The sequence below is a fragment of the uncultured Campylobacter sp. genome (assembly GCF_937959485.1).
Classification (GTDB): Bacteria; Campylobacterota; Campylobacteria; order Campylobacterales; family Campylobacteraceae; genus Campylobacter_B.
In genome coordinates, this window is sequence record NZ_CALGPY010000005.1 from 90,177 (window position 1) to 110,628 (window position 20,452).

The window sequence follows — 20,452 nt, forward strand, 5'->3', positions numbered from 1 at the left end:
TGAAAGTAATATATAATTCCCGACTTTTTTAAGGAGAAAGTATGCCCAGCCAGTTAATAAATGGAGCTATTAAATTTATGGAAGAAAATTTTGCCGAGCATGCCGAGCTTTTCGGAAGTTTGGCAAATCATCAAAAGCCCCACACGCTTTTTATCGGCTGCTCCGACTCGCGCGTGGTGCCGAGCCTAATTACTTCGACGCTTCCAGGAGAGCTTTTCGTCGTGCGAAATATCGCAAACGTCGTTCCTCCATACCGAATTAGCGAGGAATTTTTAGCGACTACCTCAGCGATTGAATACGCGTTATATTCGCTAAAAATCAAAAATATCATCGTTTGCGGGCACAGCAATTGCGGTGGCTGCGCGGCGCTGTTTTATGACGCAAAAAAGCTCGAAAAAATTCCAAACGTAAGGCGTTGGCTAAATTTAATGCAGCCTGTAAAAGACGAGGTCGCAAAGCTCAAAGATATCAGCGCCGACAAGCGCGAGTGGATCACCGAGAGATTAAATATTATAAATTCCATGCAAAATTTACTTAGCTTTCCTGGCATTAAAGACGCCTACAAAAACGGCGAGATTAAAATTTACGGCTGGCACTACGTCATCGAAACGGGCGAGCTATTCAACTACGACGACGAAGGCGCGCATTTTACGCTATTAAATAAGGGAATGGATTATGAAAAAATCTATAATCAGCTTTTTAACGATTAGTCTTTTTAGCGCCGCTTTAGCGTTTGCAGACCTCAACACGACCGGCGAGGGAAGCTTTGTAGAGACAAATTCTTCCGCGCCCGAGGCAAATCTTACTTTAGAAAACAACAAAACCGAGATCAAAAAGGAAGTCGCTAAAATTCTATCCAAATCCCTCGGTGCGGAGGATGGAAATAAAACTGAAGTAATAAATATGATCGCAGAAAAGGTCGCCAAAACGGAGACTTCGCAGAAAAAAGCTCCTAACGGAGAGACGCTTATCTCTGTAATCAAAGAGATTAAAAAGCTAAATTTGCAGCGTAGCTCCCTGCTTAACGGCGGCGACGCCAACGCGAGCAAAAACGAGCTGGACGCCATCGATCGCAATAAAGCTAAGCTCTTTGATCGCTTACCTTTCGCGATTACGCAGCAGGATATGGATATCGAAAGCATAATGTCGTATGCGCAAAATAAAAAGAACATCCAAACTACGCTAAAAAAATACGCCAAAAAGCAGAGCTCTCCCGAATACGTAAATGCAAGCGCGGATTGGGAAAAAATGGAAATGGCGGAGATCTTTTATACCTCACTTATGAAAATTGAGGATATGTTTGTAAACGGCGCAAGCAGAAGCGCGCTTGAAAGCGAGCTGAGTAGCACGCTACTAAATATCCAAACTAGGGATTTTAGCAAACTTAATGATTTGAAAAATAATCTAAGCAGTCAAGAGCAGATAGACGCCTTAGAGTCTAAAATCAACGATTTGAAAAACGACAAACAGACCTACGACGAGGTGCTTACGTATCTGTCGCGAAATAGCGATCTGCTTGCAAGCAGCGTGGTTTTTACGAGCTTAAATTTTAAATCGGTGATTGATTATATCAACGATAAAATTCCGTTTAAGCTCAGCCACGTAAATTTCGGCAAGCTCATTCTAATCACGCTAATTACGCTATTTTTCTACTCGCTTCGCAGGCTGCTTGCCAACATCATCTATTTCGTATTTAAATTCTTTAATAAAAGCTTTTCACTAGATAGCGAAACTCTAAAAACGCAAGTAGTAGGCATCATAAAGCGTCCGATGGGTATTTTGCTGATCGCTTATTCAGTTGATATCTGTCTTAGTATCTTTTATTATCCAGCGCCCGTGCCGATAAAATTTGCAAATTTATTCTCGATCGTTTACGTGGTACTTTGGGCATGGCTCATCATCGAAATCATCGATGGTTACGGCATTGTCGTGCTTGGAAACATCACGAAAAAAGGCGTCAGAAAAGACATCATAAATCTAGTCGTTAAAATTCTATATGTCATCGTAATCATCATCGCCGCACTTTTGGTGCTAAAGCGTCTGGGCTTTGACATCTCGGCGCTTATGGCATCGCTTGGAATCGGCGGACTTGCGATCGCGTTTGCGACCAAGGACATCATCGCAAATTTCTTCTCATCCGTGATGCTATTATTCGATAACTCGTTCTCGCAAGGAGATTGGGTCGTATTAGGAGACATAGAAGGAAACGTCGTAGAAACGGGCTTTAGAAAGACGACGATCAGAACCTTTGACAACGCTCTTGTTTTTGTGCCGAATTCCAACATAATGGCGCAAAATATCAAAAACTGGAGTCGCAGGAAGGTAGGACGGAATTTAAAGCTTACCGTAGGCGTCGAATACGGTGCGAGCACGGCTCAACTTCGAAAGTGCGTAAACGATATCAAAGAGATGCTAAAATCTCACCCGGGCATCGCTCAGTCTGCCGATACGGCATTAAATTCTAAAGATTTTCGTATGCGCTATAGACAAAATATGGTCTCTATCGACGATTTAGCGGGCTATAAAAGCACCATGTTCGTGGCGTTAGATAGCTTTGGCGATTCGTCCATTAATATTTTAGTTTACTGCTTCACAAAAACCGTAATATGGGCAAATTTCATCCAAACTAAAGAGGATGTTTTATTTAAAATAATGGAGATCGTGGAGCAAAACGGACTATCGTTTGCCTTCCCATCACAGAGCGTTTATATCGAAAATATACCGGAAATAGCAAGTGAATGCGTAAAATCAAAAGTAAATTCCAACGACAAAGGAGAGCAAAATGGCTGATTTCGATGACTTCGAAGACGAAGAGTTCGATGAGGACGAATACGAGGACGATGATTTAATCGGAGGCGACGAGAGTTACAACTACAACTACGACGAGGACGATTATAGCTACGAAGACGACGACGGTTTCAACGATTATAGCGATTTGGACAGCGAGGATTATTAGTGTTTAGATCCAGGGCGCTGCCTTTCGATCCGCGCGCGAATAAAATCGTGAGCTTACAAAGCTTAAAATTCCATCACGGCGGGCTTTGCGAGGACTACATCTCCACCCTAAATCGAGACATAGCGGACACGCCGATACAAAATGCGGATCTTTTTACGATCATCACGCAGTCTTTCAGGGAGGCGCACGGCGAGAAGTGCGAGTTTTCGCAAATTTCAAAGCTTTATCAAATTTGCCTAGGTTTTAGCCGTATTTTTAACAATGCCTCTGAAATTTACAACCACGATTTTTACTTCGATTGTATCGCGCAGCCAAGCGAGCCTAGCGGCGAGCTAGCGGATGCTTTAGCTCAGACTTTCGGCGAGATGGAAAATTTTAAAAGCGAGTTTTTAAAGCGCGCGCTGGGGCTTTTCGGTAGCGGCTGGTGCTGGCTCGTGTGCGACGAGCGCAGCGCGAACCTACAGATTGCGACGACACAAAACGCGGACACGCCGATCGCACGCGGCAAAATTCCGCTTTTAGCCTGCGATCTTTGGGAGCACGCCTACTACATAGATTATCAAAATGCGCGCAAATCCTACGTGGAGAATTTCTTACGCTTTGCGGACTTTGGCTTTGCAAGCGACGCCTACTTCCAGGCGAAAAAGCAAGGACTTGACTCCATAAAGCTCTACATCAGCGAGCTTCACCCCGCTGCCTCCTCGCGCTGCGATTGCGGCTGCTGCGGATAAATTCGGACTTTTGCCGAGTAAACTTTAGCGCTGCGGATTTTCGGTTCTCTATGCCCGCCGCGCGCTAAATTTCAAGCGCCTTCCGCTTCTTGGCGTCTATATATTTTACCTCGCGAATACTGCACCGCGCAGCCCGTGGCGTCGCAAGACCTTAGGCTTGCTATCTAGCCGTATAAAATTTACGTGGATTTTGATCTTGAGCTCATTTGGCGTCTGCGGATTAAAATTTAAGATTTTTAATTTGAAGTTTGTTTGACTATAGTTCACCGCTCGTTACGCGCCAAATTCCAAATGCTTCTCCTTTTCAGCGCTTATATCTTGTGCGCAAATACCGCGTTACACAGACCTTATGTGAAATTTCGCTTTATCTAGCTCTGCTTTCTTAAAATTTCCACTGCCCGCGTATTGAAATTTAACGCTACGAGCGAGCATCTTGCAAAATTTTAAAGTTGCAAATAAGCCCATTAAATTTCATACCGAGATAAGCAGCCCATTCTTTGCCTTCGCAATTATACGGAGGGGGCGACTCTCTCTGCCCCCTGCCTTGCTCGCCCACGCCGCACTCGTAAAATTTTGTTTAGTAAGGCGGTCGGCAAATTTTAAAATATCAGCTAGATTAAATTTGCCGCGTCAAAGGCGGGGCGCGGCGGGTTTGAAATTTACGCCCGAATAGCACGGCTTGCGAACCGCGGGCTAAATTTAGCGAAAATCGATCGTCGAATTTATCCTTTCAGCGGTTAAAATTTTAGCGCCGTTTCAGCTTGAAATTCTACTTTAAATTTTAAAATTTGTGTCGCGCCAAAGTTAGCTCGTCATGCCGAAAAAAAGAGCCGCATCGAAAGCCAAGTTATGCCACGCCGGACGCACCCGCACACTACGTGCGCCAAAATATGGCACGGAATTTTAATCGCATCAGCTCAAATCGCGCGACGAGCTGCGCTGCACGAAACCTCGTTAATTAAAGTGCCGAGCCGTATTTGCGCGCCGTATAAAGCCGCCAGGCGTAGAATTTTACTCGTTTAAACGCAGCACGTCGCTCTACAAATACAAAGCCACATCATTTAAAGACGACACTTGACGGCGCGGTATATGTGTCGAAAACCAAAAGCGCAAGGCTCGCTTGCTTAAAATTCAAAGACATACTCAATAAAATTTAAAACCGCGCTAGCTCGAAAGGTAAAGCTAAATTTATTTAAGACGTAAAGCCACGCTCAATCAAAATGAAAAATTTCGCTCGCTTAAAGCATGAAGCCGTAAGTACTGAAAACGCGAAGCTGCGTCTACTCAAAATTCTAAGCCCACTCAAAGCTCCAAATCCGCTTAAAATTTTAAAATTTAGCCCGCCTTACTCTCTTGCCAGCCCGTTTTTATCGGATTTGTCGCTGATTAGCTTGCCGCTTTCGTCGTATTTTTTGGCGCGCACGAGCCTACCGCGCTCAAACTCGCCCTCGGCTTCTAGCTTGCCGTCTGCATAGTAGTGCCTCGCCGTGCCCGTCTCCAGGCCATCCTTGAACGTAACTCTAGCCTTGAGCGCGCCGTTTTCGTGGTATGTTTCATAAAGCCCGTGTTTGCGCCCGTCTCTGAACATCACCTTCGCCGCAAGTGCGCCGCTCGCGTAGTATTGCTTACTTGTGCCCGTTTGCCTGCCGCGCTCAAACTCGTATTCGCCCTGCAGTGCGCCGCCCCCGTAGTATTCGTGCACGGCGCCGTCGCGCTCGCCGTCTTTGAAATTTTCGACTACGCGCGTCTTGCCGTCCTCGTAAAACAACTTCCAAACGCCCTGTTTGCGGTCATCCTTGTATGCGCCCGTCTGCTTTAGCGCGCCGCTTTCGTAGTACCATTTTTCCATACCTTGGCGCTTGCCCCATTTGTAGCTCCGCTCCCCGCGCACTTTGCCGCTTTTGTAATAATCCACGTCCTTGCCGTTTCGCAGCCCGCCCTTATACGGATGGCGCGCGCTTACTTCGCCGCTTTCGTAGTAGTCGGTGAAAACGCCCTCGCGCCTATCCGCTTTATACGCGCCCTGCTGCTTTAGCTTGCCGCTTCCCTGATAATACAGCTTGTAAAAGCCCTCGCGCTTGCCGGCTTTGTATTCGCTCTGCGATCTCAGCTCGCCGCCGTCCGCGTAGTAGCTCTTCGCGACGCCGTCGTACAGGCCGTTTTTTAGCGGATATTCGTTTGAGGGCTTATCTCTGCCGTCAAAGTAATCGCGCTGAAGCACCGCAGTGCCGTTCTTTACGTCGATCTCGCGGATTAGCGTTGGTGGCAGCGGCTTTAGCCTGGGATAGACGACGCCCATAAAATTTACGTCGTAGAGATCCTCGGCGCTGTAATGCAGCACCTTGAGCGTCCCGTTATAGGGCTTGTCCGCTACGAAATACATACCGTTTTTTAAGCTCGGCTCGGGCTTCATTACGATTTTTGGCTCCAGAGCTTGCGCGCCTAGCGCTAAAAACGGAAGTAGTAGTTTTAATGCGCTTGAAAAAGTGAAATTTCGTATTAAATTTAAGCCCAAATTGAGCGAATTTTTCGCGGCTTTGCGGGTTTTCATATTTTGCTTCCTTGGCTTGGTTAAATTTGAAGAATTTTAAAATTTGAAGCTAAATTTTAGATAAATCCTCGCGGAGTTTGGACTGTGGATTTGGTTTTGGGCGCTGGACGCGCGCCGTGCACGTAAGCTTATCGCGCGCTGTTTAACGGAGCTGAGCGCTAAATTTCGGCATGTTTTAACACATCCGCTACGATCGTCCACTCGCGCACGAGCCTTTCAAAGCTAAAATTTGCATTCGCTGGGCTCGTGTACGGTAGCTTGACGGGCTCTTTGCCGGTTGCGTTTAAAATTTGAGTTTTTAGATATTTTTCGCAGATTTCGTGCGCCTTGCCGCCGTTTGCGAATACCTGCACGATGCGCGCGCCGCTAAAGATCGGCTCTAAATTCGCAGGTACGACGGCGGTCATTTTGGCGTCGCTTGAACCCTTTATCTCGCAGCAGATCGCAGCGTCGTAGATGGCGATGTGGCGGGCGAGTAGGAATTTTATCTTCTCATCCGTGTTCGTAGGCGGCGCGTTTAAAATTTGCGCCAGCACGCGCCAGAAGCGATTTCGCGGATTTGCGTAGTAAAAGCCCAGCTTGCGAGAGGGGGCGGAGGGGAAGGAGCCTAGGATTAAAATTTTAGAATTCTCATCGAAAATCGGCTTAAAAGGGTGAGTTTGGCTCATTTTATCCCCGCTTTGTATTCGCCGAAAACGCCCGTCGGAGCGCCATAAAATTTATCTTTCATTTTTGCTTGATCTCCCGCAAATTTTGCAATTTCGCTCGCAAAGCAGCTTGAAGCTGAAGTTGCGCGGCGGCAAAAATTTTAGCGCACTCGCTGTATAGCGCCGCGCAGTAAAAATTATGATGAGCCTACCGTGGCGTGCGATTTGGGTCTAAATTTCAACTTTTTAAACCTCGAAGCCGAACTTCGCAGCCAAATTTAACGCCTCGCAGCGGCAAAATTTTAACCCTCGCGGCAGTTAAATTCCGTCTGCCCTCGCAACTGTCTCCGAACCGCTGCGCCCTAAATTTTAGGTACCGAGATCACGCGCACGAGCTCGCCTTTTTTGAGCTCTTTGACCTCTAGCGGCGCGACTAGCAGGACGCTATCGTCGTCTAAATTGTTCAAAATCGCGCTGGAACCCTGCTTTTTGCTTTGTAGGCTAACAAAAAGTCGCCCCTCTCTGTTTTGCAAGAGCGCAGGCATAAACTCCAGCCACGGCGTCTTTTTTACGTAGTCGTGATCCAAGATCGCGCTAAATTCCGTATTTTCGCGCACGCCGAAGGATTTTTGCAAATATACGCGCAGAAACAAAATGCACGTAATAAGCGCCGAGAGCGGAAAGCCGGGGAACGCGAAGATATATTTTTCGCCGGTTTTGGCTACGCGCACGTGGCGGCCCGGTTTGATCGCCGCACCCTTTACGATGAGCTCAAATTTTGATTGCAGCGTGCTTTGCACGAAGTCGTAGTCTCCAACGCTCACTCCGCCGCTGGTTAGAAGTATGTCGGCGCTCTGTAAAGCCGATAAGATCGCGCCTTCTAGCTCTTTTTCGTCATCGCGTACTAGAGGCATTATCATCGCTTCGCAGCCTAGCTGCGTTACTAAATTTGCAAGCGCGATGTGGTTGGAGCTGTAAATTTGAGCGTCGTTTTCGAGCCTCTCGCCCAGATCCTTGATCTCGCTGCCGGTGGCTAGAATTGCTACTTTTGGGCGGACGAATACGCTTATGTGAAATAGCCCCAACTCCGCTAGCAGCGCGATCTGCGAAAAGCCGAGCTTCGTGCCGCTACGAAGCAAAAGTTCGCCCTCGCGGTAGCTCTCGCCCGCCGCGCGCACGGCAAAGCCTGCGGGAACGGGCTTTGTGACGACGATTTCGCCGCCTTGCACCTGCACGTTTTCGATAGGCAGAAGCGTGTCGCTGCCCTCGCACATTAGCCCGCCGGTGAAGGTCTTGACGCACTCGCCCGCCTTTGCCGCGGCGCTAGGCATCTTGCCCGCAGGCGTCGTGCCGACGATCTTAAATTTCGCTCCTTCGCTTAGATCCGCGCCCTTTAGCGCGTAGCCGTCCATCGCAGCGGTCGGGCGACGCGGAGTACTGAAAGGCGCCGCGACGTCGCCTGCCAAAATACGCCCTAGCGCCTGCGTGATCGCGACTTTTTCGATGCGTGAGGATTTTTGCACCGTGCTTGCGAAGCGCTCCATCGCGCTTTCAAATTTTTCAAATTCCATCATTTGCCTCCTACGATTTTATAAATTTGATCTTCATTTATCAGTTTCGAGTTAAATTTCACAACGAGTTCGCCATCGGTCTCGTAAATTTCAATAATGCCCTTTACGCCCTGTAGTGTGGAAAAATCGCCACCTTTAGGAAAGTATAAATTCTTAAAAAGTTTTGGATCGCTCAGCCTAGAAAGTAGCACAAGCCAGATCACACCCAAAACCGCGACGCCAATGCCTAGCGCTTCGATGCCGATTTTGCCAAAAAGTGCACCGCCACATAGCCCGCCCAAAAAACTGCCAAAAAATCCGAACGAATTAAAAATCCCAAGCGCGGCGCCTTTTTGAGCGACTTTGGCAAATTTGGACGCAAGGCTTTGCATAATGGGCTCATGCGCGTTAAATCCCACGAAAAAGAGCATCACACCCACCACGAAAGCGCTCGCCCCGCTAGCAAACGCAAAAATCAAATACGAAGCGATGAAAAAGCAGATGCCTATAAGTAGAATTTGCTTAGCTAGCGCGCGCTTTTCGCCTAAAGCGCCGCTCGCACCCATCGCAGTAAAGCCAAATATCGCGCCTAGAGCATAAATTTTGGTCAAATCACTTTTGGAAAGTCCGAATTTTTGCACGAGCAAAATTGGAATTAGAAAAAACGCTGCCGTCATGAAAGCTTTTTGAAAAAAATTCGTTAAATTCATAAGCATTAAATTTTTGTCACTCAAAAGGGAGCCGAGCGGGACCTTTTGACGTAGGGAGCGGATATGCGGTTCGGTAGGTACTACGAAAAAAAGCAGCACCAAACATAAAAGCGTAAGCGCCGAACTTAGATGAAATAGGCTGGCAAGTCCAAATTTGGCGCTTAAAAGCGGACTTAAAATCATTGCTACGCCAAAGCTCACGCCTATCATCGCGCCCATTACAGCCATCGCCTTGCCACGCTCCTCCTCTCGCGTAAAATCGCTAATTAGTGCGGTAGCTACGGCTCCTACAGCACCGCAGCCTTGCAAAAAACGCCCAAAAATCATCGTATAAATGCTCTCGCTCGCCGCGCAAACGCAAGCGCCCACGATAAAAAGTGCCAGTCCTATCGCAAGGGTTTTTTTACGTCCGATCTTATCGCTTAGCACTCCAAATGGCGTTTGCAAAATCACTTGCATAATCGCATAAATTCCAAAAAGTAGCCCCACTAGACTTTCGTTTGCGCCGTGCAAGCTCAACGCATACAGGCTAAGCACGGGCAGCAAAATAAATAATCCAAAAAACCTCGTAGCGATGATAAAACTAAGCGGAAAGACGCTTTTTAGCATAATCTTAGACCTCAAATAATATGAAATTTGTGCCGATTATAGCCAAAAATCGTAACGAATTCTTTGATTTTGGGTAAAATGGCGGCTTAAATTTAAGGAGCGAGGATGAAAATTTTACTTGCGACGAGTAACAAAAATAAAGTAAAAGAGATAAAAGAATTTTTCACGGAATACGACGTGTGTGCGCTCGGCGAGGTGCTGGATCCTTTTGAGATCGACGAGTGCGGCACGAGCTTCAAACAAAACGCGCTGATTAAAGCCCGCGCAGTGCACGAGGCGCTAAAAAGTAAAAATTTGCAGAGCGAATTTTTTGTGTTAAGCGATGATAGCGGTATCTGCGTGGATGCGCTGGGCGGGGCTCCTGGGATATTTTCGGCGCGCTTTAGCGGCTCAGATGCAACGGATGCGAGTAATCGCGAGAAATTAGCAAGGAAGCTGAGAGCTTTAAGCTTAGACTCATCGCTAGCGCATTACACGGCAGCGATTGCGCTAAAATGCGATCTGGGCGAGTTTTGCACGCACGGCTTTATGCACGGCACGGCGATAACGAAGCAGCGCGGGCAAAACGGATTTGGATACGATTTTATGTTTATTCCGCGCGGATTTGACCGCACGATCGGGGAGCTGCCCGCTGCGGTAAAATTTAAAATTTCGCACCGCACGAAGGGGCTAGCGCTGATGCGAATTTTGTTGAAAAATTTAGAAAAACAGATGAGACTTGCTAAATTTCATTAAATTTAAAGTCGCAAAAAGCGGAATTTAAGAAAAAATATATATAATACGCTTTTCATTCAATCCACGAAAATCTACGGAGCGTAGCGCAGGCTGGTAGCGCATCTGGTTTGGGACCAGAGGGTCGAAGGTTCGAATCCTTTCGCTCCGACCATTGTGGTGAGTTTAGCTCAGTAGGTTAGAGCATCAGATTGTGGTCCTGAGGGTCGTGGGTTCGATTCCCACAACTCACCCCACTTTGTGCGCTCGTAGCTCAATTGGATAGAGCAACAGACTTCGGATCTGTAGGTTGAAGGTTCGACTCCTTTCGAGCGTACCACTGATTTGATATTTTGCGCTCATAGCTCAGTTGGATAGAGCAACGGCCTTCTAAGCCGTAGGCCAGAGGTTCGAATCCTCTTGGGCGTACCATATTAAGCTCATATTAAGAGCTTTTTAGCTAATATGCGCTTTCTTTTTTGCGGATGTGGTGAAATTGGCAGACACACCAGACTTAGGATCTGGCGCCTCACGGCATGAAGGTTCAAGTCCTTTCATCCGCACCATCCATTCTACGCGTTCCGGATTAGCTCAGCGGTAGAGTAGGCGGCTGTTAACCGCTTGGTCGCTGGTTCGAATCCAGCATCCGGAGCCACTTGTATTCAAAATCCCTTTAGATTCAACGATGTTTGAAAGCATCTGTTAAATTGCTTTCCTAGCCTAAATTTTAATACGAATAAAATTAAAAATTTTCCTCTACAAAAGCCTAGATTTAGAATTTTATTGTTGCAAAAAGTGTCGTTATTTGCGTCGGTCGTGCATGTGCTCGCAAAGAATAAAATTTAGTTTTACGGGACCTGCTTTTAAGGTTTCGGCGGGCGCCTTATCTTTGCGATTTTTGCCGCTTTGGCTCACATTGCCATTTTAAAAGTGAAATTCGCCCCCGTGAAATTTCAAAACTCATTGTGCGATAGGATATGCGGCTAAATTTATCTTGTCTATGCTTTTGATCACTCCGTCCGCAAAAGCGCTTGACGGGCTCGGCGCTTCGCCTTGCAGAAATAGTTTATGTCGAGATTGCATTAAAATAGGCTCTTCGCCTTTCTCTGGCTACGCAAATATCGCAGTTTAGCGATTTTATGTGTATTTTGCTGCGGTTAAATTTTAAAATTTCAAGCGCCGCGCGGGCTAAAGTAAATTTTACTCTAGCCCGCCGCTTTGCAGCCGGGCGAAGCGGGTTAAAACGAAACCTCGATCTTGGCGTTTAGGCTATTTGATTTCACGTCGTTTCCGAACGCGCCGGTGTACGATAGCCTAAGGCTCGTGTTTTTAAATATCATAGTCCCTACGCCCACGCCCGCGGTGACGAAGTCTCTAAGCTCTTTGCCCTCTAGATCCACGTATCCTGCGTTTGCGACATTCACTCCCGCGCCCGGTCTCGTGTCGCCGAAAAATCTATTGTAGGCTAGATCGAGCTGTGCGGACGAACTCATGCCGCCTATTTTAAACGGCATGCTCGGACTAATGCCCGCTGTTAAGATATTCATGTTTCTAGATTTTTTATCCGTGCTCATCACGAACGGACCCACATTTTCGCTCATGCCGCCCGTTCTAGCGTAGATGCGAGAGACGCCCAAATACGGATTTATCTCAAAATTTTCGCCGTTAAAGCCGCCGTATGTCGCGCTAGCAAACATATTTATGAGCTTTTCGTTGCTCTTAGCGCCATTATTAGCGGTGTGTTGCACTATCGTGGAGCTGCCGGTTTTTTTGCGTTTTATGTCCGTATATACGGCGCCTAGATCAAATTTAACGGTCTCTAAGCCCACCTGCGCGTAAAGTCCCGCGTGTCTGTTCGTGTGATCAAACTCTTTGCTGCCGTCTTCCTTGGTCTTGGTTTTTCCCACGCCCACTACGGCTCCCAGTCTTAAGTTTTCACTCAGCGCGCCGTCTAGGCCGACGAGCTGCGTCACGGAGGTAGATTTGAAATTTCCGCTTCCCTCATCCGAGCTAAATTTCATGACGTTTCCCGCAGTGTTCGCCCAGAAGTTGATCCCCATTTCCTCATCTATGCTTAACGCATTAAAATTTCTTTTGCGGTTTAAGACGGCGTTTCGGATCAGTACGTTATCGATCACAGCTGCATTTTGTGCGGCGAAATTTGCCTCGTTCGCGAACGTTTTTAGCGTGTCGGAGGCCTGCTGCGGCGTAGCAAAGATGAAATTTCTATACAGATCGCTCGTTCGCACCGCAGGTCTGCTTCTAAAAACGCTCATTAGGGCGGGTTGATTGCTCGAGCCCTCTATCGCGGCGGCGATCAGTTTTTGATTTTTGCCCTTTGCGAAATCCACCACGCCCTTGCTGCCCTTTTTGAAGGTGAGCTCTAGCTTGGAATCGCTAAAATTTCTTACTAAATCAAAAAACGCGTATTTTCTTAGGATCGTCTGATCGTAGCCTCTGAAGCTGCCCTCTACCCAGTACTTCTTCGATTTTGCGGGGTCTTTATATATCTTTTGCGCATCTTCGAAAAGAGGATTTTCTAGATCTACGATGGAATTTTTTTCAAACGTGAGGTTCAAATTCGTAGCTCCTGCCGAAGACATGCCGACTATGCCCGCGTGCGATACGACGTATCTGCCGCCTTGCTTTATAGTCGCCGTGACGGTATCTGAGGTGGCGGTTCTGGTTTTATTTACGAATTCTTTCGGCTTATTGAATACGTCGGTTTTGACCTCTTGGACGGTTAGGCTCTTTTTGATCTTCAAAGCGCCGCCGTTTTCTACGGTCACTTTACTATTTTTTAAAGACTGATTTAGCGCCGTGATCTGCCCGCCTTTTATGATCGTATCGCCGCTGTAGGTGTTATCGCCCGCAAGCGTTAGCGTACCGCCGCCTCTTTTTATCAGCGTTCCTTTATAGCCTTCCGCCGCTCTATGCGCTCGCGCTTGCTCTCTGGCTAGCTCTACATTGTATTCGGCTCTCTCTTCCGCGGTCAAATTTCCGCCCTTAGCATCGAGCTGTGCTTTGCGCACCGCCCAAGCCGCCGCATCTGCATCGTCCTCGGTCTTTCTAAATTTTATCGCCTTGTCCGAGATGTCGTTGGACCAGACGTCATCTACGTCCATATTTACGTCAAATTTCCCTAGAAACTGACCCGGTCCGAACATCGCCTTGCCGAGATCTACTATGCCCCAGCCCCATCTTTTATCGGGCACTCCAAGCTCGCTCGTCCAACCTGAAAGCCTGCTAGTATCGCCCTTTTTGAACGAGTATTTCGTCTGTCTCGCCGTCGTTAGTAAGACGTCTCTTGCCTGCTCGTTCGTCATATAGCTATATCTAGACATTATGACGCCCAAAGCTCCCGTTACGTGAGGCGCCGCCATCGACGTGCCGCCCCAAGAAGCGTATCCTGCTTTGCCCGTCTTGACGTCCACGATGGAGGATTTTACTTTTACTCCGGGTGCTGCTATGGTCCACCATTTCGAATGTCCCGCGGTGTTAAATCTTTGAGTATTGCTATCGGTCTGCCCCGTTACGTTTAGCCATAGCTTTTCCGCATCGGGGCGAAAATACGGCAGCATCGCCCTTGTGTAGGACTCCTCCATGCCGTCTCTATTGCCCGCGGTAAAGACTTGGATTATTCTGTATTTTTTAGCGACTTCGTATGCGGCGTCTATGAAGCTTTTTTGGCCATCCACTACAAATTGATAATAAGCTTTTTTAGCGGTATCTATATCTTTGAGGTATAGATGATGATTAGGCTTAGTAGGATTAGCCGCCGTACCGGGGATCCCGCTGTAACCTTCCGCGCCCAGATAGGAGGAATTTACTCTTCTGTTTGATCCCCAACTATTATTTATCGCTCTTACGCCCGATTTAGCAAGCTCGTTATATACGGCATAGAAGTATCCGTAGTCTTGATTTGGACCGTAGGTCATGCCGTCGTTTCCGCCTGTATTTCCCGAGTATAATCTCGACTCCCATGCCACTCCGTGCGTACCGCTTCCGTCGCGATTTGCCCCTATCGTACCTCCTACGTGAGTACCGTGCGAGTCGTTTATGCCGGCTATCCAATCGCCGTTAGTTTCAAATTTTTGTCCTTTTCTAAATTCGCCCTTGTCCGTCTTGTCTTTTTCGTCGCTGCCTTTTTGTTTAAAGGGTGCGTTGCCGAATTCTGCGTCTGGGTAACGCATGCCATCTTTGGAGTACTCGCCTTTCGCAGTCGTCCCCGTAATCCTGCCTCCTGCGAATTCTTGATGACTTAGAAGCATGCCCGAATCGACTACGCCCAGTTTTACATCTCTGCCGGTGGCGCCTTTGGCGTAGGCTACCGATGCGTTCATGCTGCTTAGACCCCAGTACGCTTTATACTCGTCCGTCTCCCAGCTTTTTATATCGCCTACTTTGCCGGGTTCTATATACTGTGCTTCACAGACATTTGTAAATAGCACGGCGCAAACTGCTGCAGACAGCACATGGGCTCCTTTGAAATTTAGCTTTCTCATACGATCCCTTTCTTTATGGTTTGGTTTTTATAAAAAAATTATTTAATTATAATAACCTTTAAATGAAAATTTAATTAAATATTTTAAAGATTTTATAATAATTTACTTATATTTAAACCCATATTGCAGGTTCCGATTAAGTGCTAGGATATAATGCGGAGCCGCGTTTAGGTTGGCTTAGATACGATTTAACTCAAGACACTTGACTAGAGGAGAACGTCTCGTCGCGAAATCGCGTGCTCGACAGCGGTTTGGTCTTAAGCGCTTATTTCGTGATAGTGCCCAGCCGCAGGCGTTTGCTTCACAGCAGCACGCTCGTTGCGCTATTCGCACCGCACGCCGCATAGGTTTAAATTTCAAATCGTTCTCATTTTAGAAGCAACTTTGATAAAATTTAGCCATTTATTGATTATAATCAATTTTTTTGCCTAAATAAAATCTTAAAATTACCAACTAAATTTTTTATAAAGGATTTTCTATGAGCGACAATCTAGAGATGTTCTGTCATCAGTGCCAAATGAGCGCACCCGAGGGCTGCGGCGCCAAAGGCCAAGACCGCGGTACCTGCGGCAAAACCTCGACGCTGGCGTTACTTCAAGACACTATGGTTTTCGGGCTTAAAGGCCTTAGCGCCTACCGCCACCACGCACACGAGTTCGACGCCGATACTAGCGCGGTCGATACCGTTATGGCAGATACGCTGTATTTCACGCTGACGAACTCAAATTTTAACTTTGACGAGCATATCGCGCAACTGATGGCCGTCGGAGGCGCGGGCGTGCAGATGATGGATATTTTAAGCGAGGCGCATACCGCAAAATTTGGCGTGCCGACCCCGGTTAAAGTTAGCCAAAACAAGGTCGAGGGCAAGGCGATTTTGGTTAGCGGACACAACCTGCACGCGCTTGAGGCGCTACTAAAAGCGACCGAGGGCAAGGGCATTAACATCTACACCCACTCCGAGATGCTTCCTGCGCACGGCTATCCACAGCTTCGCAAGTATCCGCATCTAAAGGGCAACGTCGGCAAGGCGTGGTTTGATCAGACCAAGCTTTTCAACGAATTTAAGGGCGCGATTTTGATGACCACAAACTGCATCGTGCCGCTTCGCTCGTCCTGTAGCTACGCGGACAGGCTGTTTGGCTACTCTATCGCGGGCACCGACGGGATCAAACATATCCAAAACGACGATTTTACGCCGCTCATCGAGTGCGCGCTTGCGTGCGGCGACGTGAGTATGGACAGCGACGAGAGCTTGGTGACGGGCGGACACTACAAGACGATTTTGAGCCTCGCACCGCAAATTTTAGACGCGATCAAATCTGGCAAAATCCGCCGCTTTTTCGTCATCGCGGGCTGCGACGCGCCCGGCAAAGGACGCGAGTATTACCGCGAGCTAGCGCTTAGCCTGCCGAAGGACTGCGTGATTTTGACCTCGAGCTGCGGCAAATTCCGCTTCAACGACGTGGATTTTGGAACCGTGCCCGGCACCGAGCTTCCGCGCTATATCGATCTAGGTCAGTGCAACGACAGCAACGGCGCGGTCAAGATCGCCTTGGCGCTTAGCGAGGCTACCGGCATCGCCGTAAACGACCTGCCGGTCTCGATCGTGCTGATGTGGATGGAGCAAAAGGCGGTCATCATACTGCTTGCGCTGCTTAGCCTTGGCGTTAAGAATATCAACGTGGGCCCTACGGTACCTGAGTTTTTCAACGACGAAATTTTGGGCTTTTTGGTGCAAAATTTCAGCCTTCGCCTAATCAGCGGCGACGCGCAGGCGGATCTGAAATACTTCCTGGGCGAATAAATTTCGTAACGAGCAAATCGGGTAAATTTAATTCGGCAAAGCTCCGTTTTAAATTTACCCTTTATATAGCGCTTTTAGTGGAGCTAGCCGATCCACTCCGCGGCTATTTTGCGCCGATGCTCATATTTAAATTTCATGACTATGTCGTCCTTCTTAATTTAAATTTTAAAATCATATAATCTCGCCAAATGCTTAGAAAAATTTAATTAAGTGCTTTTTTACACATTCAAATTCCAATCGTCTTTGCTATTACAATCCTTCTTTTTCTGTGTAAGTATTTATCTTATCCGTATCGCTACCGCTTATAGTAACCGCTATAGTGTAGCCATCTTGATGCTTGGTATCTCATAAAATTTTCCGTATCATCTCATTTTTCGCTATCAGATATTGCAATTTAGTGCCGTTAATTTTATATCCATCTTTATTTAATTCTTCAAGCATCCTCTCTAATAATCGCTAAAATTTTAAATAAATATAGGATTTAAATACGGATTTTAATCTAAATTTTGAGAATGCTTTATAAATGCACGGCTTATGGGAATAAAATTTTAAGCAGATTTCGTACGAAATTTCAAAATGCAGCTCAAACTTGCAAGCAGATAAATTCGCTGTAGCCTTGCGTTTAGAATTCCGCGCTAGTGATAAATTTCGCATCTTTACTTCGGTGCAAATTTTAAAATTCTATGCAGGAGATAAAATTATAAGCCCGCGCAATGCATGAATTCTAAAATTCCACATCGCCTATAGAATTCCACGCCTCACACGACACATAAGTTTTGAAAATTTTAAAATCCCACATCGTAGATAAAATTTAGAAATTTTTTTATGGTAAAATTTTAAAGCTCTGCCACAAATCCTCTGTCCGCACGGCGAGTTCCAAATCCGTCTAGAACTTAGATTTTCCTCACCAGCTCAGGAATTATCGCTTCGAAATCCACCCCTTCGTATCCGTTGCGCTCCTCGTCGCTCATCGTCTCTTTGATCGTGCTGACGACGAAATCCGCAGCGATACGAACCGCAGTTTCCAGCGACTTGCCACGCATTATTGCGCCGAAGGCTACGGCGGCGAAAATATCGCCGGTGCCGTTAAATTTAACCGGCAGCAGCTCGTGAAAATACTCATTCGTCCTGCCCGTGCGTGCATCATAGCTGAAAACTCCGCACTGATCGGCGATGTAGCCGATGCCCTTTAAAATAACCTGCCTGGCGCCCAGCTCTCGAAGCCTTGTAAGCAGATCCATGATGAAATCCCTATCCGCATCCTCTCGGTACGGCACGCCTGTAATCGCGCAGGCCTCGGTGATATTGGGCGTAATGACGTCGGCTTGAGCGCACAGAAGCGCCATCATACGGGCAAAATCCTCGTTAAAGCCAGGATAAAATACGCCGTTATCGCCCATACAAGGATCGACCAAAATGGTCTTACCCGCGCCGCCGAAGCTCGCAAATAGCTCGCTCATAATCTCGATCTGTGCCGCCGAGCCCAAAAAGCCCGTGTAGATGCCGTCAAATACCACTCCGCGGTCTTTCCAATGCGCCATAATCGCGCGTATTTGAGAGCTTAGATCGCAAAAGGTGTAGCCAGAAAAGCCCGTATGCATCGATAAAACCGCCGTAGGGATCACGCTCGTGCTCATCCCCATCGCGCTAAGTATCGGCAATGCAACGGTCAGCGAAACCTTGCCCACGCAGGATATATCTTGAACGGTAAGAACTTTTTTCATCACAATTCCTAAAATTTTTGGCTCTATTTTACCGCTATTTATATTAAAAAGGCGAATTTAAATAAAATTTACTCTACGAATAGTCTAAATTTATAATATTTTTGGCGTTTTTCCGCTAAATTTTATCTCGGGTCCGCCGTAAATTCGGCTCCAAAAATCAACAAAAGGTAAAAAATGATAACAGTAAAGGCTCTTTACGCATCCGCACGACTTAGATCGCTGCCGCTTAGCGTCTCTGGCGTGTTGCTCGGTAGCGGCGCGGCGTACGGCGCGGGCGCGTTTAGAGCCGATATTTTCGCGTTGGCGCTACTTACGACGCTGCTGTTTCAGGTACTAAGCGACTATGCTAACGACTACGGCGACGCGGTAAAAGGCACCGACGACGATGGTAGGCTGGGGCCGCGCCGCGCGATCCAAACGGGACAGATGAGCGCCGAGCAGATGAAGCGCGTCATCGTCGCTACGGCGCTGCTTTCGGCGCTTTGCAGCCTCGCGCTAAGCGTTTTGGCATTCGGCGAGCGGTTTTATCTCGTGGCTCTATTTTTGGCGCTGGGCGGCGCGTCGATATACGCGGCGATCCGCTACACCGTGGGGGCCGACGCATACGGCTACAAAGGGCTAGGCGACGTTTTCGTGTTTTTATTTTTTGGGTTACTTAGCGTGCTGGGCTCGTACTTTTTATACGCGCGCTCGCTTGATGCGGCGCTGCTGCTGCCTGCGTGCGCGTGCGGTATGCTAAGCACCGCCGTGCTAAATCTAAACAACATGCGCGACATCCAAAACGACGCGCTCAAGAGCAAGCGCACGATCCCCGTTCGTATCGGACTGCGCGCGGCTAAGCGCTACCACTACGCGCTGATCGCGGGCGGGGCGGGGCTAATGCTCTGCTACTCGTTTTTGCGCGGCGAGCCTGGCGTAAAACTACTCTACATAATTAGCTTTGCGCCGCTTATTAGGCACCTATTTTTCGTTTCGCGGGTGCGGGAGTGTCGCGACTTCGACGGGCAGCTAAAGGTAGTCGCACTCTGCACATTTGCGATGTCGGCGCTGTTTTTCGTCGGGGAGATTTTAGGCTAAATTTAAATGCCGCGCAGATAGAATTTACGTCGGCACCGCAGCAAAGTCCTCTCGCGCAAAAGCGCTTTGTGCGAGTTCTCCTAATCTTGCAATCAACCTGCTTGTCGCACAGCAAAGCGTCTGCGGCAAGCTCGCTCAATGAAAACGTCCATAGCATATCTCTGTCCGCCTGATGGCTACCGCAATAAAATTTAAGGGGGCAATACCGCTTCTTAAGTTCATACAAGCCCCGTCACACCACGCTTTAATTGCCGTTTTGACGGCGAGTTGCCCGCTTTCTGCGTCAAATTTAAAAACTAGAGCATTAATTCTACAAAAGGCCCGCGTGTTTGGCGCGGTGGGCTTTGTGCTTATTGCACGGCGGCAGTTCGCACCGCAAACGCTGTTTTAGCCCTATTTTGAGCCTTCGCGCCGCTAAAATTTTACTAAATTTTACGCACTGCCTCTTTGAAACGACGCTTGCGAAACCATATCTCCCTGCGCACAGCTCCCTAAAACTCGAAGCAATCTTGCACGTTGTTTAGAACTTCGCGGTCGCAATATCCGCCGTTTTGCTCGCAAAAACTCCAACGTGAGCCTATGCGTGCCATCACAGTCGCTATGCGCCAAGCCCTAACCCAAGAACTCAAATAGCCCCTTAAACTCCGCCCTACTCATCGGCAGGCTCTTTTCAAATGCATCTCGCTGCCGCTACGCCGCGAGCTTTTTGAGTTCCTTTTTTCTAGATTTTTCCACTCTTTCTCCTTTGCTACGCCGCCTTGCCGCACGAATATCCTTTGGGCGCATTAACCTCATACCTATCGTCCCCCGCCCTCAAGCGGGATGCAAATTTCATCCAAACCGTGCGCTACCTCGTCTATACCGAAATAATCCT

15 protein-coding genes and 6 tRNA genes are annotated in these 20,452 nt (G+C 47.8%); 13 read left to right on the forward strand and 8 right to left on the reverse strand.

All coding sequences use genetic code 11. The features are described from left to right. Positions 1-41: 41 nt before the first annotated feature. The 4 genes from Q0380_RS02395 to Q0380_RS02410 are packed head-to-tail and all read left to right on the forward strand — an operon-like array spanning position 42 to position 3,687. Positions 42-710 carry a carbonic anhydrase gene (locus Q0380_RS02395; protein ID WP_298959707.1) on the forward strand — a complete coding sequence of 223 codons (669 nt, stop codon included), beginning with the start codon at positions 42-44 and terminating at the stop codon, positions 708-710. Beyond that, positions 676-2,790, forward strand: coding sequence for a mechanosensitive ion channel family protein (locus Q0380_RS02400; protein WP_298959710.1), 2,115 nt, complete (start codon positions 676-678; stop codon positions 2,788-2,790). Before Q0380_RS02395 ends, Q0380_RS02400 begins: the two co-directional genes overlap by 35 nt. After that, positions 2,783-2,956 (forward strand): hypothetical protein, encoded by a 174-nt coding sequence (locus tag Q0380_RS02405; protein WP_005870938.1) that lies wholly within the window; start codon positions 2,783-2,785, stop codon positions 2,954-2,956. The genes Q0380_RS02400 and Q0380_RS02405 overlap by 8 nt, the downstream gene beginning before the upstream one ends. Further along, positions 2,956-3,687, forward strand: a complete 732-nt coding sequence (locus tag Q0380_RS02410; RefSeq protein WP_298959714.1) for a superoxide dismutase — start codon at positions 2,956-2,958, stop codon at positions 3,685-3,687. The genes Q0380_RS02405 and Q0380_RS02410 overlap by 1 nt, the downstream gene beginning before the upstream one ends. A gap of 1,345 nt (positions 3,688-5,032) precedes the next feature. On the opposite strand, the gene Q0380_RS02415 is transcribed toward Q0380_RS02410, so the two are convergent. The 4 genes from Q0380_RS02415 to Q0380_RS02430 form a co-directional block, all read right to left on the reverse strand. Beyond that, positions 5,033-6,238 (reverse strand): toxin-antitoxin system YwqK family antitoxin, encoded by a 1,206-nt coding sequence (locus tag Q0380_RS02415; protein ID WP_298959717.1) that lies wholly within the window; start codon positions 6,236-6,238, stop codon positions 5,033-5,035. A gap of 158 nt (positions 6,239-6,396) precedes the next feature. Beyond that, the gene (locus Q0380_RS02420) at positions 6,397-6,906 is read right to left on the reverse strand and encodes a DNA-deoxyinosine glycosylase (protein ID WP_298959720.1); all 510 of its coding nucleotides are present in this window, start codon (positions 6,904-6,906) and stop codon (positions 6,397-6,399) included. Between the two features lie 341 nt (positions 6,907-7,247). Continuing rightward, positions 7,248-8,459, reverse strand: coding sequence for a molybdopterin molybdotransferase MoeA (locus Q0380_RS02425; protein WP_298959724.1), 1,212 nt, complete (start codon positions 8,457-8,459; stop codon positions 7,248-7,250). Beyond that, positions 8,456-9,754, reverse strand: coding sequence for an MFS transporter (locus Q0380_RS02430; RefSeq protein ID WP_298959726.1), 1,299 nt, complete (start codon positions 9,752-9,754; stop codon positions 8,456-8,458). Before Q0380_RS02430 ends, Q0380_RS02425 begins: the two co-directional genes overlap by 4 nt. Positions 9,755-9,859: 105 nt before the next feature. Between Q0380_RS02430 and Q0380_RS02435 the strand changes: the two genes are divergently transcribed. From Q0380_RS02435 to Q0380_RS02465, 7 genes are all read left to right on the forward strand, one after another. Next, positions 9,860-10,489 (forward strand): non-canonical purine NTP pyrophosphatase, encoded by a 630-nt coding sequence (locus tag Q0380_RS02435; RefSeq protein WP_298959729.1) that lies wholly within the window; start codon positions 9,860-9,862, stop codon positions 10,487-10,489. 74 nt (positions 10,490-10,563) lie between these two features. After that, positions 10,564-10,640 (forward strand) — tRNA-Pro (locus Q0380_RS02440). A gap of 5 nt (positions 10,641-10,645) precedes the next feature. Next, positions 10,646-10,722: transfer RNA gene (locus Q0380_RS02445), tRNA-His, on the forward strand. A gap of 6 nt (positions 10,723-10,728) precedes the next feature. Continuing rightward, positions 10,729-10,805: transfer RNA gene (locus Q0380_RS02450), tRNA-Arg, on the forward strand. A gap of 15 nt (positions 10,806-10,820) precedes the next feature. Continuing rightward, positions 10,821-10,897 (forward strand) — tRNA-Arg (locus Q0380_RS02455). Between the two features lie 49 nt (positions 10,898-10,946). Next, positions 10,947-11,031: transfer RNA gene (locus tag Q0380_RS02460), tRNA-Leu, on the forward strand. A gap of 14 nt (positions 11,032-11,045) precedes the next feature. Then, a tRNA-Asn gene (locus tag Q0380_RS02465) sits at positions 11,046-11,120 on the forward strand. A gap of 305 nt (positions 11,121-11,425) precedes the next feature. On the opposite strand, the gene Q0380_RS02470 is transcribed toward Q0380_RS02465, so the two are convergent. Next, positions 11,426-11,548 carry a hypothetical protein gene (locus Q0380_RS02470; protein WP_298959731.1) on the reverse strand — a complete coding sequence of 41 codons (123 nt, stop codon included), beginning with the start codon at positions 11,546-11,548 and terminating at the stop codon, positions 11,426-11,428. A 155-nt stretch (positions 11,549-11,703) separates the two neighbouring features. Continuing rightward, the gene (locus Q0380_RS02475) at positions 11,704-14,970 is read right to left on the reverse strand and encodes a S8 family serine peptidase (protein WP_298959733.1); all 3,267 of its coding nucleotides are present in this window, start codon (positions 14,968-14,970) and stop codon (positions 11,704-11,706) included. 478 nt (positions 14,971-15,448) lie between these two features. On the opposite strand from Q0380_RS02475, the gene hcp reads away from it, so the two are divergent. After that, the gene (hcp, locus tag Q0380_RS02480) at positions 15,449-16,777 is read left to right on the forward strand and encodes a hydroxylamine reductase (protein ID WP_298959736.1); all 1,329 of its coding nucleotides are present in this window, start codon (positions 15,449-15,451) and stop codon (positions 16,775-16,777) included. Positions 16,778-17,670: 893 nt separating this feature from the next. Here hcp and Q0380_RS02485 read toward each other — a convergent pair. Then, positions 17,671-18,501, reverse strand: a complete 831-nt coding sequence (locus Q0380_RS02485) for a pyridoxamine kinase (RefSeq protein WP_298959739.1) — start codon at positions 18,499-18,501, stop codon at positions 17,671-17,673. A gap of 174 nt (positions 18,502-18,675) precedes the next feature. Here Q0380_RS02485 and menA point away from each other — a divergent pair, with 174 nt between their 5' ends. After that, entirely contained in the window at positions 18,676-19,578 is a 903-nt protein-coding gene (menA, locus tag Q0380_RS02490; protein WP_298959742.1) for a 1,4-dihydroxy-2-naphthoate octaprenyltransferase, read from the forward strand. A 491-nt stretch (positions 19,579-20,069) separates the two neighbouring features. Here the strand turns inward: menA and Q0380_RS02495 are convergent, their stop codons facing one another. Further along, entirely contained in the window at positions 20,070-20,207 is a 138-nt protein-coding gene (locus tag Q0380_RS02495; protein WP_298959745.1) for a hypothetical protein, read from the reverse strand. Positions 20,208-20,452 lie beyond the last annotated feature (245 nt).